At 69.1% G+C, this 16,995-nt stretch carries 5 protein-coding genes; all 5 read right to left on the bottom strand.

The window, feature by feature from the left end:
- Positions 1–3: 3 nt before the first annotated feature.
- Positions 4–2,922 carry a BREX-2 system phosphatase PglZ gene (gene pglZ / locus AB0G56_RS07645; RefSeq protein ID WP_360965125.1) on the bottom strand — a complete coding sequence of 973 codons (2,919 nt, stop codon included), beginning with the start codon at positions 2,920–2,922 and terminating at the stop codon, positions 4–6.
- The gene (locus tag AB0G56_RS07640; RefSeq protein WP_360965122.1) at positions 2,922–6,821 is read right to left on the bottom strand and encodes a phage resistance protein; all 3,900 of its coding nucleotides are present in this window, start codon (positions 6,819–6,821) and stop codon (positions 2,922–2,924) included. The genes pglZ and AB0G56_RS07640 overlap by 1 nt, the downstream gene beginning before the upstream one ends.
- A 23-nt stretch (positions 6,822–6,844) precedes the next feature.
- Positions 6,845–10,606, bottom strand: coding sequence for a BREX-2 system adenine-specific DNA-methyltransferase PglX (gene pglX / locus AB0G56_RS07635; protein WP_356307353.1), 3,762 nt, complete (start codon positions 10,604–10,606; stop codon positions 6,845–6,847).
- A gap of 62 nt (positions 10,607–10,668) precedes the next feature.
- On the bottom strand, positions 10,669–15,357 hold the full coding sequence (gene pglW, locus AB0G56_RS07630) for a BREX system serine/threonine kinase PglW (protein WP_360965119.1): 4,689 nt from the start codon (positions 15,355–15,357) through the stop codon (positions 10,669–10,671).
- 261 nt (positions 15,358–15,618) lie between these two features.
- Positions 15,619–16,989 carry a DUF317 domain-containing protein gene (locus AB0G56_RS07625; protein WP_360965116.1) on the bottom strand — a complete coding sequence of 457 codons (1,371 nt, stop codon included), beginning with the start codon at positions 16,987–16,989 and terminating at the stop codon, positions 15,619–15,621.
- Between the last annotated feature and the right edge of the window lie 6 nt (positions 16,990–16,995).

The following is a 16,995-nucleotide window of genomic DNA, read 5'->3' as shown; positions in this document are numbered from 1 at the left end:
GGTTCACAGTCCGAACTGCTCGATCATCTGGCCCCGGTGCAGGCGCAGGGTGCGGTTGTCGGGGAGAATTTCCAGGATCTGGGCGCCGTCATAGTTGAGGAGCTGGGCCAGGGTCGCGGCGAGGCCAGGGGCTCGGGTGGCGGGTTGGCCGGCGCGTTCGGCCAGGGCGGTCATGGGCAGGGTGCCCGCTTCGACCAGCGCGGCCAAAGCCTTCGGCAGGACCGCCTTGTCGCGTGGCACACGGGCGAGCAGTGCCAGCTGTTCCTGGTACAGCTCGGTGGCCATGAGGCGATTCACCAGTGCGGTGGCAGGGTCCTCTGTTTGATCGGAGACGGGTACGGCCGCAGGCTTCACTACAGGGGCGACAGGTTCCTGTGGTGCGGAGGGTGCGACCTCGTCCTCGCCGAAGAGACTGATAGCGCCCTCTGTCACGGGCGGGGCTGACTTCTTGGCCTGCTTGCGGCTTGGGCGTGCAGCGGTGGCCTCGGGTGCCGCGATGGCATCGGCTCCGGCCTTCGTCTCGGCCTCGAGTCCGGTGGTGGCGTCGTTGTCCTGCTCCCACCATGCGGGCGTAAGGTCGCCCAGCTCCCGCCACCCCGCAGGTGGCTCCGCGCCGAACGGCAGTAGGGCGAGGAGGGGGATGGTGAACTCGGCGAGGGTTGCCCCGCCGTGGTAGCCCGCCTTGAGCGCGGTGTACCGGGCGTCGTGGTCCCGCAGCGCGACGATCCGCGATCCGGGCTCCGGCCAGACCACCCGTGGTCCGGACAGCTCAATTTCGGCCGGTGCGACGGGTCCGCCGGGGGCACGGTGACGGGCCGACCCTATGGCGCCGGCGGCCGTGTCGATCTTGCTGCCGCGTCGCTCGACCACATGGCCGTGGTCGGAGGTGAGGATCACGGTCATGTCGTTGGCGCGGGCGGCCCGCAGCAGCGGTTCCAGGCCGCCGATCTCCTTGATCTCCCAAGCGCCGTCGCCGAGCTTCTGCTCCTTGGCGAGCCGGTCGTCGACGGTATTGAGGACGACCGCGACATGGGTGCGCTCGTCGGCGAGCGCTTCAGTCAGGGCGGTGGAGAAGGGCGAGCCGGTGTCGGGGCTGCGCAGATCGTCCTTGTGGAAGACAGCCGCAGGGGCCCCCTTCCAGCACGGGTGCTGAGGGAAGAGCCGCTTCTCGTCGTTCTGGTCGCCCTTCATCAGGGTGCCGGCGAACAGCGAGGTGCGGGAAACGGCGGTGAGAGTGGGCAGCGCAGCGGCCACGGCACGCCTCACCGGTGCTCCGGTCGCGCCCTGCAGCGGGTCGAACTCGGACCAGTGTGCGTGCAGTTCCTCACCCAGTTCGGCTGCGATCGCCGCACTCATTCCGTCGATGAGGAGGAGCAGGACCCGTCGGCCGGGACAGTCCACGACGGGCGCGACGACCCGGTCCAGGAAGCTTTCGACGGTGAGCATGGCGCCGGGGGCGGTGCCATCTGCGGTCCACACCGCGAGCCGCTCGGAGAACGCGCGGTCCAGTTCACGACGTTTGCTGCGCACCTGCTCGCCGATCCGGCTGTAGGCGTTGGCGAGTGCGTCATCTGCGTCGCCGCCCGTGTCCAGGTGTTCCAAGGCTCGGTCTACCCAGCCGAGTTCGCGGATCTGGCGGTCGGCGCCGTCTGCCACCGAGGCGATGTCGACTTCAGGCTGGGACGCCAGCCACCGCCGCAGCCGCCCTGCCATCCGTACCCGTTCGATACGGGCCTGGGTGGCGCCGTCGACGGCCAGGGCGTGTTCGGCCAGCGCGGTGATGGCAGCTGTGACCGTCTCGGGACCGCCGTCGGCGAGGGCGCGGCCCGCGGCGGTGAAGCGGGCATCGAGTCCGGCGGCGAGCAGCGGACTGGCAGCGGCGGCGGTCTGCGCCCCGAACTGTGTGACGAGCTGTGCGGCCCTGCTCAGGACCGGGTCGGCGAGCCGGTGTTCGCCCCGGTCGACGAGGCCGCGGACGTACGCCTCACCGCTTTGCCCGAAGGAGGTGAGGAGTCGGTCGAGGTCGTCGCCCTGGGCGGGGGGCTGGTCACCGAGCCATCGCTCGGCGCGCCCGCGCGCCCGGTAAAGGTCGTGGTCGGCCTCCGCGTGCCCCCACAGAGCCGCGCAGACGACCGCGTAGGCGGCTGCGTCCGCCCCGTGGTCGGCGTCTACCAGGGCGGTAATGATCTTTCCGGTGGAGCCGGCCTGTTCGGGTTCGGCGAGGAAGCGGGCCAGGCCGGCCCGTTCCGGTCCGCGCAGGTCGCGCAGGAGGTTGGGGCTGCCGGGGATGTGGGTCCACCGGAACAGGGTGATGGGGTCGATGCGGTCCCCGTCGTCGTGTGCGGCCGGCCCGCCCAACGCGTCCGTGTCACGGCGGCCGAGCCGGAGCCGACGCCGGGCCAGCCGGGTGAGGGCCTCGTCTCGGGAGAGCAGTCCCTTGCCGAGCGAGGGCCAACCGCGGCTGGCCGCCGCGTCAAGGAGTGCTTCGGCCGCCCAGGTCTCCCTCCGCAGCCGCCCGTCGAGACCGCGCGCGTCGAACGCCTCCTGCACGACCTCCCAATTGTCGACGGACCGGATCCTTCCGCCGTAGACGCGGGCGAGCAGCCCGGGGTCCAGGTCGGTGTCCTCGCGGTCGGTGAGGACGACCAGGACTTTGGGGTCGGGAGGAGTCGGCGCGTCGAGGTGGCCCAGGATCTGCTCGTGCACGGCCAGCACCGAGGGCGCGACGACCACCCGCGCCTGCAGCCCGCTCGCCGTACGCTGCACGGCGGGCCCGTCCCAGACGGGAGCGGCCCGCAGCAGCAGTACGCGGACCGTGCCGTCACCGAGCCGACTGCGGGCGGCGAGGTACTGACGGACGGTTCCTGCCGACAGCCGGGCGGGGCCGGCGGTCGCGGGGGCTGTGGTGACCGTGTCGGACATCAGTCGACGACCTTCCAGGTGACCTCGACGGTGGCGTTCGGGTGCTCGGCCGCGAGCGCCGCGATCTCCGCCTGCAGTTCGGCGGCGGCCCGGGCGGCGGTAGTCCGCCCGCCGCCGGAGCGGGCCACGGACCGGGACGGTGTGCGCGGCCCCGGCTGCTGCGGCGGCTCCGGCAGCACCTGCGGGTGGGCGGAGCCGCCGTTCAGGTCCACGCTGTCGGAGCTCGGCGGCGGAGTGGGCGACGGCTGGGGGCGCTCGGTCGTGCTCTGGCGAGACCTCAGCAGGGACAGCACTTCCCGGCTGCTGGCGTGCAGCACGCCCGGCAGGTCGGGGTAATCACCCGGGTCGCCAGCAGCAGCATCCCGCACCCGCTCCAGGACGGCCGCGCCGTCCACGCCGAGGGTGTCGGCCAGGCTCAGCTGGTCCCAGCTGGTGTTCTGCAGCGCGCTGGCGACCTTCCCTGCGCTCTTCAACGACATGCCGTACCGGTGTGCGGAAAAGTCGCCGAGAGGGAAGCGGGCGAGCCGGTCCACGACGGTCTTCGCCTCGATGCCCGCTTCCGTCACCTCCTTGACCAGCTCCTGCGCCCGCCGGGCAAGGACGAGCCGCGGGGAGTCGTCGTTCAACTGGAGGAAGGCACGGTGCTTCTCCAGTTCCCCGACGAGCCGTCCGGCGTCCTGGCCGAGTGAGGCGGCGGCCTGCTTGATCTGTGCGGCGAACTGGTTGACGATCCGGCCGCGCCGCAGTTGCGGCGCCTGGTCGCCGAGCATGGTCTCGAACCGTTTGCGCGCCTCTGCCCAGTCGCTCTCCGTGGGCAGTTGCTGCTCGCGCAGGGCGTAGTCGCCCTTCAGCTCGTGCGGTGCGGGCGCGGGTTCGACGGGGACGCCGCCGCGCACCCACACCCGGTCGGTCATCTCCGCGTACGCGGCGGCGAGCAGCCGGCGCAGCGGCTCGGGCAGTCCGCGCGGCTCGGGAAGGTCGCTCCAGTCGGAGAGCTTGACCAGGGTCGGCTCGGCGGTGCCGTTCCGGCGGGCTCGGTCGTTGAAGTGGTCGGACCAGGCGGTGGACTGCCGGTAGTACGCCTCCCGCATCGCGCCGAGCCCGAGGCCGCCCGCGATCCGCGCCATGGTCTTGCGGTCCTTGGAGTCGACCTCGGTCTGGCCGTCACGGTTCTCGGCGGCCTTGCGGACATACTCGAAGACGGTCTTGATCTCGGCCGGCTTCACCGGCCTGCCCGTGCCGTCCGGATCCAGGTCGGGGTGGGCGGGGTACTGGTGGGCGAGCAGCTTGCTGGCCAGGTCACGGGCGGCGGTATCCAAGGTCGCGCCGAGCGGGAGCCGCAGCTCGGGCACGTCCTGCTGGGCGACCAGGTGGGTGTCGAAGCTGAGGTCGACGACCCCTTCCTGCTTCTGCGTGAGCCCGTACGCCTGCCGCAACGCCTGGCTGACGCGCTCGGTGAGGATGAGGAGCTGCGACTGGAGCATGCCCTTGGCGCGCTCTTTGTCGTCCGCGTTGAGGCTGCGCGCGAAGTCGGAGTCGAAGCGGGTCTCGTCAGCGAGGGCCTTGTCGATGACGACGAGGCGTTCGAAGTCGCCGCGGGAAGCATCGGTCAGGTGGGTGGGCAACCAGGCCAGGGTGCGTGAGTCACCGCCCGGCTTCTCCCGCAGGGCGCGCAGCCGCTGCAGGTCATCCATCGGCCCGAACTCGCCCTCGTCGTAGGGGAAGTCGACAACGAGCCGCCAGGCGTCCTCCTGGCTCGGTCGCAGGGTCGCCTCGGGCAGCGAGTCGACATCGGCGACGTTACCGAAGACCACCTCGACCTGCCGTTCGGTGCCCTTCCACACCAGGTTGAGCACGTCGTACGCGTCGAAGCCGCCAGGCCCGTCGCTGACGCCGAGCGCCTCCTTGAGCAGGCCGCGCATCTTGGCACGCCGGTTGTTCTGGTTGTTGTGGACCTGGGCGTTGGCGAGGACGGCGTCCAGGTCGACACCGGTGAGCTCCAGGCGCACCACCGCACCCGGCCCGGTACCCGTCACCTTTATCTCGGGGAAGGTCGCCGCCCACTCCTTCGCCTTCTGCTCAAGCCGGCCGACCTCGGTCCCCGCGATGCGGGTGGTGATGGAGCCGTGGTTGAGGGCGTGCAGCCGCGCCAGGGTGAGGTCGGCCAGCGCGGGCACACTGGGCGCGAGCGCAGACAGCAGCAGGGTCTGCAGCAGTCGGCTGTCACCGGTGAAATCGCGGCAGCGTGCAGCAAGTTGTGGGTCGCCGAGTGTCTCGGGGCGGCGCCGGTACGCCTCGACCTGGTCCTCGGTGACCTGGTTGGTCTTCAGGAGGTACGGGCGCAGCTTGTCCCGGTACAGCTTGTCGGCAGCCTCGAAATGAACACTGGTCTCCCCGCTGAACGCCTTGTCGCCGCCGCCCGCGATCGCCGGGTAGAGATCACCCAACGGCACAAGCTGCCCGAGCCGCCAGTCGTCGCGGTGGTCGACGAGCAGCTGGCTCATCAGCTTCAGGCCGGTGCGGGAGCGCTGCAGGGCCGCGGAGATGTGTACCAGGGTATCCATGAACGCCGGCGGGAACGGGTACGTCCGCCTGAACGCGCCCTCGTCCGCGCCGGTGGTGGACTTGTCATGGCCGAGAAGGGTGTCCCACACGTCCGGGCCGAGCCTCTTGGCCTCGGCGAACGCAGCCTCCACCTTCGCCTCGGCCTCCGGGCTGGTGGGCTTGAGCAGGCGGGCCTGCGCGATCTGCGGGAGGTTGCGGTCCTCCAGGACGATCTTGTCGAAGCGCCCGCCGCTGAGCTTCAGACTGTCCTGGACGGCGGCCTCGGCGGCCCCTGACATCTCCTCGCCGACCAGCTCACGCAAGTCGCGCTGGCGGGCGATGAAGGACACCACCGGGATGGCGCGCCGTTCGTCGCCGCCCTCCACAAAGTTCGTGATCTTGTCGGCTTCGCGGGAGACGAACTTCTGGTCGTGAATACGGGAGGCCAGCCACAGGATCAGCTCGTCCATGAAGAGGACGAGCCCGTCGTACCCAAGGGACTTGGCGTGCGCGGCGATGATGCCGAGACCCTTGTCCAGAGAGACGAACCCGTCGGCGTCCTCGGAGGCGTTACGCGAGAACGACGGGAACAGAGTCTGAGTGAGGTCCTGCACGAGACGGGCCCGCAATTCCCGCGGCGTGGAAGGGTTCTCCAGATCGAGGTCCTTGGTGTTCTCATGCTCCTCCGGAGCGTTCACCGCCTGGTCCAGCAGCTCAGAGGTCCAGGCGAAGGAGTCACCCCACTCGTCCTCCTGGCCGTCGCCGGCATCGGCGAGCTGCTCAATCACCCGCTCGTCACCGTTACGACGACGCTGCTCGGCGAAGTCCTCGAAGAGCCCGTCGGTCCGGTAGACCTGCGGCAGCGCGCAGCCAGGGTGGAGTTTCCGTACGTGCTCGACGTACTTGCCGAGCACGCGCTGCTCCAGCGACTTGGAGCCCAGCATGTGGTACGGCACCAGCAGGAACTTGCGGTCGTCCGCATCCAGCCAGGCGTGCCGGGCCCGCACCGGGTCGAGGTCGCTGCGCGCCCGGGCGGCCTGGTTCCGTGATAGCAGTGCGTAGAGCACCGCCATGAAGTGCGACTTACCAGAACCGAACGAGCCGTGCAGATAGGCAGCCTTCGACGAGCGGCTGTCCAGCGCGGACTTGATCAGGTCGAGGGCTTCGTCGAAGTTGCCGAGCAGCCGGTCGGTGACGACGTAGTCCTTCAGCGCCGCTTCGGCCCCCTCGGGCGTGACCGCTTCGTTCAGCTTCAACACGAAGTCGGAGGTGGACACCGACTCCGGGATGTCGATCAGCTCCCGAAGCAGCGGCCGGTCCTCGGAACGAGGATTGTTCCTGTTCATGAAAGCCATGGTGTGTCTGCTCCTCGCCCTGCTCAGGCGGACTCTGCGCCGCTTACGGCCTCGGTGACGGTGTCGTTGTCGGCGTCGATGATGGACGTCTGGACGGCGGCCTTCGTGCCCGTGCGCGTCCTCGATGTGGCGGCCTTCGACGCGCCGCGTCCACGGCTGGCGGCCGACGGACGCCAGGCCCGCAGTGCATCGTCGGTCAACCCGAGTTCGCCCTGCTTCTGCTGCCTGAACGCCAGGATCTCGGCGGCCGGCGACGCCCCGAACTCCGGGTCGTATTCGCCATACCACTGCTCCAACCACGGCTGCAGCTCAAGCAGTCCGGCCAGGTAAGGCACGAGGTCGTCGTCGCTGAGCCCAGCCTGCTGGATGTGCGAGGCGAGCGCGAGGGCCTGCTCCAGGTGATCCCAGCCGGCCCACCCGTACAGATCCGGCGACTGCGCGTTGACCGTGCCATAGGACACGAACCGCTCCTTGGGCACATCCAGCTTGCCGCGCGCACGCCAGTAGCTCGGCTTCAGGAAGTCCGCCGAGGTGTACCTCGGCGGCACGGGCGTCCGCTCACGGACCTTCCGCCTGGCGGGCTCGTCGGGCGCGGCGTCCTCCTCCCGCTGCAACTTCCACACCTGTTCCCAGTCGGCACGCTTCTTCAGCCCGGACGGCTTGTACCGCAGCGCGGACACGAACGGCACGTGCTCCTCGGACAGCAGCTCCCGCACGGTCTTCACGAGATCCTGCCGGGGCGCGTACAGCTCAGCAACGGACGTGAAGTCCTCGTCGGTGGACAGATTTTCGGCGAGGCGGGCGAGGGTGGTGACGGTGGGATTGCCGCTAGCGTCGAACCAGTACGCGCGGTCCTCGACCCGGTCGAGCAGCCAGGACTTCAGCGCCTTCCGCTGCATAGCATCCCAGCCGTCGGTGGCCCAGCGCCGTTTGTACTCCGGGCGCTCCACCATGCCGATAGCACGGTTCGACTCGATGACGTCGATCCGCCGCTGCACGAGCGCCCGATAGTCGGCGGCCCAGTGCGCCGGGATCTCCGTGATCGGCGTGGAGCCGTGCCGCTTGAACCACTCATCACTGGCCTGACCGGCGGCGACCCGGCGCGCGAGCACGATCTCGAAGGCACGCTCGCCGAGGGCGAGTTCGGGGACGGCGGAGGGGTCGGGCAGCCGCAGGTCCTCAGAGTGAAGCTCGTAGAGGTAGTAGACCTGCCAGTCCAGCTCCTCCTGTAGAGCGATCATGCGGGCGCGGGTGGACGCGTGATGGGCGCGGGCGTTGCGAAGGGCGAGGGCGGTGGGGGTAGCTTCGCTGGTCAGGATGGCAGGGGTTGTTGCGGAGAGTTGCTTGGCGAGCGCGTCAAGCTCGGTGGCGAGGAGCACAGGGTAGGACACAGGGAGGGGGAATTCCTGGACCTTGGTACCTGTGAATTCATAGAAACGCTCCCACGCCTGGGACTTGTACCCTTCATTAACGCCCTGACTTCCCTTGTCATGGCTCACCATTTTGAGCCAGAACCCGGCTACAGAACTATTGAGAAGCCCAAGGAGTCGAATGTATTCCCCCTCGCCATTCGCCTCTCCTCGGAGTTTGATTACGGGTGCGGTGCGATTGAAAAGGAGTCCGGCGCGGTCGAGCGTGAAGTGGTTGTGGGTGGCGACGAATGAAAATGCCAAGCCGCGGGGATCGGAGAGCTTGCTGGAGTAATTCTCCAGGTGTTCATGCCATGATTTGCCGTTCTCTTCCATTGACTTTCCGAAGATGACTCTCTCGCGGAGCTGTGTGCGCGCGGGCCAAAGGAAGCGGTATACAGGACCCTCAGTACTAGGTAGCGGGTCCGACTGCTTTCTGTCACTGTAAGGGCTAACTACCTCGATGCCATCAGAGAATGTGTAGTCTCGAACGGAATCTCCAGTGACGAGACGCCGAGTAAAGTCGGAAACTCCCAGTCTATGTGCCGTGGCTCGATCTGGGAGAAAGAAGATGTCATCTGCGCCAGTGGCGGTTGTTCGTCCGACGCTCCGAGTGGATAGCGCGAGTTTTCCAGGTGAAGCTGAATTCAGCATTTCGATCATCTCCACCCCGCCATCCGCTAGGACCCAAGGTTGCTTGCCGAAGTGCTGTCCCCGCTCCAGGTCATCTACCGAGACCCATTGTCCTGCGCTCCCTGGCTGATCGATTTGGTCCGTAATCGCCAGCCAGACCAGTCCTTCCCCGGGGTTTTCCGGAGCCGAAGGCTCCCCTTGTACGCTCCTCACCGTCCGAATCGTTGACTGCCGCTTCGACCCATCCCTCGGCCGTCCCACGAGGATCACCGTCGGTGTCCCGTGCCCCGGGATGTAAGCCCCCGAAGTGTCGATGACCTCGGTGAGTTCGACCTTGTGGGCGAAGTACTCCTCGATGAGCTTCGTGCCGAACTCGCGCTTCATGAAGGAGTTCGCTGTGATCTGGCCGACCATGCCGTAGCCGTTCCCGTCGGCTCCGCCCCGCTTGGCCAGTTCGAAGAACCGCTGGGCGAAGGGGACGGACAGCGCGTACGTCCCCGCGCACGCGTCGTACAGCTCCCGGTACAGCTGGTTGAGCTGCCTGTCCTTGACCGTGATGTAAGGCGGGTTGCCCACGACCACGTGGTAGCGCCCTTGCTCCAGGATCCCGGGGTGCTCGTGCACGTCCTCTGTAGCGTACGAAAAGTCGGCCAGCGGGTCACCGGCTGCGCTGCCGCCCTCCTCTTCAAGAGCGAGCCCCAACTGCAGCTCCAGCTGCCGGTCCTTGATGAGCGAGTCGCCGACCGCGAGCTGGATGGGCCACTCGTAGCGCCGTGCCTCCTTGAAAGTCCGCATGCCGCTCGCGGCCATCGCCGCGACCAGCAGTCGGAAACGGGCCACTGCGACCGCGAACGGGTTGAGGTCCACCCCGTGCACCGAGTTCAGGGCCGCTCGCACCCGCTCGTAGGCGCCAACCTCGGGCCGCTGCTCAGCCCACATCCGCACCAGCCGCCGGAACGCCCCGAGCACGAAGTGCCCCGACCCGCATGTCGGATCGATCATCTTCAGTTCTTCGAAGCCGAACTCCCGCACCGCCGGGGTCATCGTCCGGTCGAGGATGAACTCTTCCACGAACTCCGGCGTTTGCAGCAGCGCGTACGTCTTGCGGGCCGCCTCGCTCAGGTCTTGGTACAGGTCGCCCAGGAACCGGGTATCCCAGCCCCCGGTACCGTCTTCGCTCAGCGGGTCACTGAAGTCGTGCACGAGGACCGGACCGCCCGCCCCTTCGTCCCCGCTGACCTCACTGGCGCGTTGCTCCCGCCAGAATGCGAGCAGCGCGCCGGCGCCGTCGTGCGACAGCGGGATCTGGTAGAGCGGGTTGTGATCACGATCGAAGAGCAGCCGCCCGGCCTGTCCGGCGCCCAGCTCGGTGAACGCCCTCTCCAGCCATCCGCGGTACGTCGGGTCGGTGTCCTTCTCCAGGTATTCCTCGAACCGCGCTTGCGCGATCTCCCGCCCCGCCACGTCGGGGGAGGTGATGTACGGCTCGGCGATCAGCCGATTGTCCTCGCTGAACCGCACGAAGACCGTGCCGAGGACCCATGCCACCGCGACCTGGGTGATCCGCTCGCCGAGCCAGGCGTTCCACGTCGCCGCCGTACGGCCCAGCTTCCGGGCCTGCTCATACTCACCACGCAGCCGCGTCCCGACCTCAGGGACGGCTTTGACCTGCTGCTCCAGGTCGGTCTCTGCCGCCTTGACCTGCTTCTGCAGGTCGGCGAGGAGGCTCTGGCGGTCGATCACGAACGGCTCCAGTCGGGAATGGGAGAGGAGGGAGAAGATCAGATGAGAAGGGGTGAAACAGGTCAGGCGTCCGGTGCGAGGTGTTTGCGGGCGACCCAGGCGTCAGGCACAACGATCCACTCGTCGAACCCCGCCTGGTACGGAACACTCTGCCCGGCCAACCGCGGAGCCCGTGCCGGATCGGACTGGGCGACGAGCAGCCACAGCGGGCTGCCGCCCTGTCGAGCCTCCTCCGAGAGGCGCCCGAGCAGGTCGAGCGCGTCGTAGCGGGCCAGCACCGCAGTGTCGGTGAGCAACAGCGGACCATCGGCCTCCGCTAGCTGCTCCCGCAGCTGCGGCTCGATCCGCCCCCACGCCTTGTCGGTGCGTATGCGCAGCTGTTGGTGAGCCCGACTACCCGGCTCGGCGGCGTCCGCCTTGAGGACGGTCTCCCAGGTCGGCCGGGCAGCCTCGCCGACCACGCCGCGCAGTTCGGCCACGAACAATGCGGTCACCGACACCGGCCGAGCCCTGTATGGTTCGCCGGCCAGCCGCCGCACCGCGTCCTCGGCCCGCCGCTGGGGCACGGTCAGGACCCGGAAGCCGTCCTGCTGCGCCGAGTGCATAAGTCGCTGCTCAGCCTTGACGGCAGCGGCGACGGCCGCGTCCGCGTCGTACTGGGTGGGGGCCGAGCGGCGCGCAGCCGAGGCACCCCAGCTCGCCGAGGTCAGCCCGGCAGTGGCGTCCCCGGAGGGGCGGTCCGGGATGAGCCGGAGCACCTTGTCGTAGCGGGTGGCTAGTTTCAGCTCGAAGCCGGCCTGCTTCAGGGCGCGGACCAGGGCGCTGCCCGTGGGCAGCTCGCGCGGCGCCAGCGGATCGGTGCCCAGGTCGGGGAAGCGGGTGGCGACCCGCTTGTGCAGCGCGTCCACCGTCAGGCCCGGCTGCCGCTCCTCCTCGACGCCCGGCTGCACGGCGACCACGCCGGCCTGGGTGATCCGCAGCGCACGCACAAGGTCCAGGTCGCGCGGGTAGATCTCCAACCGCGGGGTGAGCGCGGCCCGGGTGGAGGCGGCGACCGCGATCTCGGCCGTCCGCCGCTCGTCCCAGCCCAGACTGCCCGGTGGCCGTCGCACCGCGTCCAGCTCGGTGAGGACCGTGCTCGCCGTCGGCAGGGACTCAAGCGCCGCGAGCCGGTCGGCCCGCACGCCCAGGTTCAGCGCGTACTCCTGCAGGGCGGGCAGCGCCGGGGTGTCCGGACCGTCCACGTCCTCCCGGACATCCAGGGCGAGCAGGCCGAGTACCGGATCGGCGCCCTTGGGCATGCGGGCGTGGAAGTAGCGGAAGAGCGGCGGGGACTCGTTGTCGTAACTCTCTCGTTCGACCACCGCACGCAGCAGCGACAGGGCGAGTGCACGCCGGTCGCGCCGCTCCACGTGCTGGGTGCCGCGCCGGGCGATGAGGGCGTCGGCGAGCTCGATCACCGGGGCCACCCGGCCGCGCTCAGCCAGAAGCTCCACCACCTGCTCACGCAGCAGCCCCAGGGCCGCGTCCTTGTACCAGCGCTCGCGCGCCTTCTTCACGATCTGCGGGATCCGGCCCGCGGTCAGGCCCACCGCATCGGCGACGTCCCGCTGCCGGACCCAGGCCAGGCCCCCGGGCAGCGTCCCTGTCTCATCGGGCAGCCGCAGCAGCAGCCGGATTGCTTCGCGCTCCTTGGCATTGGAGCGGGCACTACCGCTGGATGGCTTCGGTACGAGACGGGCGGCGAGGGCGTCCAGGCTCAGGCCGCCCAGCACCTGCGGGTCGGCGCCGTCCCCGTCGGCGGCGACCGACTCTGCGACCGCCCGCTCCAGGTCGGAGAGCTCCTGGCCCGCCGCCTTGCGGGCCTCCGCGCTGAGCGGCGCGGGAGCCGCCTTGCCCAGGCGTGCGTTCCACTCTTTCTGCCGGCGCTGGATCTCCTCCCGGGTGCGCGAGCCCATGCCCGGCGCGGTGAGGAACTTCTTCGCCGAGTATTCCAAGACGTCCCCGACGGTGTTCAGCCCCATCGCGAACAGCTGCGACTGCGCTGCGACCGTCAGACCCGCCACCGACAGCGGCGTGTTCCGGTCGGCGCGCTCGGCCTGCTGGTCGCGGACCTGCTCGGCAGAGACGTCGTCGTCCTCCCGCCCGATCCGCGGCTGCGCCGCCGACCCGGCAACCGCGTCGGTGCCGCCCTTCGCCCCGCGCCCCGACTTCTCACCGTGACCGGTGCTCGGCGCCGTGGTCTGCTGTGCGTCCAGGAAGATCCGCTGCCAGGCACGCTCCATCGGCTTGAGATCCGGGAAGCGGTCCTTCACATCTCGGGCCAGCGCCTTACGGAAGAACGCCACCAGGCCGTCCCGGACGGCCGGCTCAAAGGCGTCTGCCGCCAGCTGCGGGTACGGCCATTCCTTCGCATCCGTCTGCCGGGCCGTGACCGAGCCGTCACCCCAACGGGGCAGCTCGTTCGACGCCATCTCATGCAGCGTCACGGCCAGCGCATACCGCTCGGCGTGCCCGTCGTACGAGCCGCGCGTGATGACGCCCACGAACGGGTCGAGATAGCCCTCGGTGCCCGCCTCGATCTCCTTCGCCGGGTACCCGGCGAGCGAGAAATCGATCAGCACCAGCTGACGGGTGCCGTTGGGGCGGACCCGGATCGCGATGTTGTCCGGCTTCAGATCCCGGTGCCAGATCCCCTCCGCCTCCAAGTGCTCCACAGCACCGAAGAGGTACTTCCCGTACGCCTCCAGCTGGTCCATGCCCAAGCGGCCGTTGTCCCGCAGCTGGCGGGCAACGGTGTCCTCCCTGCGGCGCGGCCCCTTACTCGCACTGCCGTCCTGGTCCTTCAGCTCCCGGCTGTCGCCCACGTACTCCAGGACAAGGACCCGGCGCCCAGCCAATGTCAGGGGCTGCGGCTCGTACAGCGAAATGATGCTGGAGTCCCTGTGGATCCGGCCCAGGACCTCCGCCTCACGATCCAGGACAGCATGCTTGGCCTCGCTCAGCGCGACCTTCAGCACTGCCACCGGCAGGCTGCCGCTGCGCCGAGGCTCGCCCTCCAGATCCCGCACCAGGAAGGCCCGCGCGGTCGAGCCTGTACCGAGGCGGCGCACGACCTCCCAGCGTCCGGCCAGCACGTCCCCGGCCACGGCCTCCAGCGGGTCCTTCTCCGGCTCGGATCTTTCCTCGCCCACGCCTGCGGGTGAACCGCCGTCCCCGCCCGCGACTGCAGCCGCGTCCCCGCCGCCCGGGACCTCCTCGACGAATGCCTGCTCGACGTACTCCAGCATCTCCAGGAAGTCGTCGACCGTGGACAGACGCCGACCCGGTTCGTACGCGGTGGAAGCCTCCACCAGATCGTCGATGTCCGGATTGAGACCGTCGACGAGCGCGCTGGGACGCAGACTCTCGCCGGCCTCCAGACGTGCCATGACCTCGCTCTGGCTCGCGCCAGGCGCTTGCCCGGTCACCAGCAGATAGGTGAGCACGCCGAGCCCGTACACATCGAGGCGCACCGGATCGGCCTTCGGAATCCTCAGCTCCGGAGCCAGATAGGGATCAGCCTGCTCGGCGACATGGAACCCCGTCACGTTAGTCGGAGCCAGGGTCAGCGGCCGGCCGCGGCTGGAGCTTTGCCCAGTGGCGATCTGCCAATCCGCGATCTGCGTCCACGGACGCAGCCAGCGCTGCTCCTCGCCGAGCTCCCGCCCGATTGGACCGCGGTCGCGCGGAATCACATGCACCGCGTGCGCCGACAGCGTGCGGTGGTGGACCCGCCGGGAGTGCGCGGAGCGCACCGTCTCGGCAAGCTGCCGCACCAGCGCGAGGCGCCCCTGCAGATCGAGACCCTCACCGTGCTGGACCAGGTAATCGTCCAGGCGCAGCGTTTCCGGGTGGTAGTCGAAGAGGATCGCGGGCCCGGCGGGATGCCCCGACGGCAGATAATTCTTCAGCTGTACCGCACCGGGATGACGAAAACGGCTGAGTACCGATGCCTCGCGGGCGGCGGCACGCTCCACCGAGCGCCGCTCGTCGTCGGAGGCACCACGTTCACTGAGGAAGACCCGCACCCGTGCCAGATCGTGCAGCTGGGAATGGCGTCCCAGATAGTCGGCCCAGGACGGCCCGGAGTCGAACGCCTTCGCCTCCAGGAGGTAGGAGCCCACCTCGTACTGGCGGCGGATCGGTGCGATACGGAGCTTTTTCAGGGCTGCATCGACAAAGCGGGATGCCTCGGCTGTGATCTGGTAGCGGGCGTCTCCCGGCGGCACGGCCAGCATCTCCACCAGCTGCTTGACCGTGAACACGCCGTTCATGTCGGCAGCCGGAAGGTTCACCTGAAGCTTGTCGTCCGTGAAGCAGACAGCCTCACCCACCCAGATCTTCGTTCGGTGCGCGGGCCGACCGGAGACGCCGTTGATCAGGCCCGACAGCTCCTTGGCCTTCCGGTTCGCCAGGTGCAGCGGGTTGCCATGCCGACGGCTGGTCCCGCTGGGCGTGGTCTGCACCCAGTCGTTGCCGCCGCCGTGGACCGAGCCGTGCCAGTCCTTCAACTCGACCAGGAAGACCCCGGCCGGCGCTACCACCAGAAGATCGACCTCACGGACGTGCCCGCTGTTCGCGGTGAACATGAAGTTCGTCCAGGCACGCCACGGCTCCTCATCCGGCAGGCGCCGGCGGATCGCCTCAAGACCACGGCGCTCGTGCTCATACTCGGACTCGGTGACCGTCGTCCACCGGTCTTCCAGCATGCGGCTCCCCGTCCGTGTCTGTAAGCCTGCCGTAGTTCCTGCCGCTGCGTTCAGGAAGCACAGCTCAACCCTCGGACCGAATCCTAAAGGGTGTCACTGACATCAAGAGCGGCCTGAGCGTGCTACGACCGAGGCCGCGGAATCCCAGACCTGGCGTCGATGGAACGGGGCAGAGTGCGCCGCGAACGAATGTGCGCGGGATCGCTGGTTTGACCAACCGGCGATCCCGCACTGTGTTGCCCCGCTCGTGTGCGCCCATGCTCAGCGTGAACGGCTGACGGCTGGGTCGGCCGTAAACATGGGCGTGGCCGGCGGACTGGTAGCGAGGCTGGTCCTGTGTTCGCGGCCCGCAGGCTGTGCCTGGCGCCTGCCGGTCTCGTGGGCGAGGGTTTCGGAGAGATCGGCCAGCAGCGAACTCGGGGTATGCGGGGACGCGGTGATGGCCCAGATGGGCCGGTCCGGTCCGGGGCCGGCCCAGACGGTCCAGGTGGCCAGGTTCTGATTCGGGTGTTGTGCTGTGGAGGCGTCGAACTGGACGCCCACGTTCCCGTCGGGGGATGTCCAGCGGATCCATCGCCCGTCCACGGTGTGCTTCCATCCGGCGTCGGAGAGCGGCTGGGTGGCCGCGGTGACCCTCTTCTCGTCCACCGGGACGCCGGTGGTCGTGTCCCAGCCGTCGCCGTCGGCGAGGTGATTCAGAAGTTCCGCTATCACCGGGGCGGGGGTGGCGCCGGTCGCGGTGAGGACCCACATGCGGTCGGAGACGGGCGTCTCGTAGGCGGCTACGGTCCACGCGGTCTCGTGGGCCGGGGTCTCGTGGACGCGCTCGATGCGCAGGGTCTGCGACTCGTGGATGACGTGGGTTGTCTCGTCGGACCAGGTCCGCCACTTCTCGAACTCGCCGTGCCGGTCGAGGAAGGAGTCGAGGAGGGCGTCGTGGTCGCCTGCATCGGCCAGGTAGACGGGGACGGTCTCCGGCTCCGGGCAGTGAGGCCCGGGTATCGCTGCGCCGAGGTCCAAGGTGGCGCGGGCCTCGACGGCGGCGCGCTCGGCGTCGGTCAGGGGTGCCGGACCGGGGCGCATGTCGGTGCCGTGGATCTCCTCGAAGGCGAGCAGGGCCTGGGCGGGTGAGTCGAAGGTGTCGGCGACCTGGCGCAGGTGGTCCTCGCCGTGGAGGTAGACGGACTTGCCGTTGCGGCCGAGGTACGTGCCGACCGCGACGGTGGTGTGGCCGTCGTGGGCGTGGGCGTGGATGAGGAGATGGCCGTAGCGGATGTCGTCGTGGATCTTCTGCGCCTGGTTGGAGACCTCGCGGATCTCGCTGCGGGTGCACCACGGCATCGGATAGTCCGCCCAGGTCCATTCCTCGTCCATGGCCTCCCGGAGTCGAGGGGTGATTTCGACGGTGATGCCGCCGGCGGACAGGTGATTGGCTGCATCCTCAGCCCAGTAGGGCTCCTCGTGGTCGATGCGGGCCAGGACCAGGACGTTGTCGGCGAGGACGGCCCAGTCGGCTGCCTCCAGAGCCATGAGAGCGATGCGGGCCTGGCTGCCGGTCAGGACAGCGGTCACGGCGCTGGGATGGGTTGGGTGGGTGTCGAGGCGGACGTGAGCGTCGATGGAGGTGGTCACGTTGGG

The sequence above is a fragment of the Streptomyces sp. NPDC021356 genome, from assembly GCF_040641015.1.
Taxonomy (GTDB): Bacteria; Actinomycetota; Actinomycetes; order Streptomycetales; family Streptomycetaceae; genus Streptomyces.
This window is presented reverse-complemented; position numbering and strand designations above follow the sequence as displayed.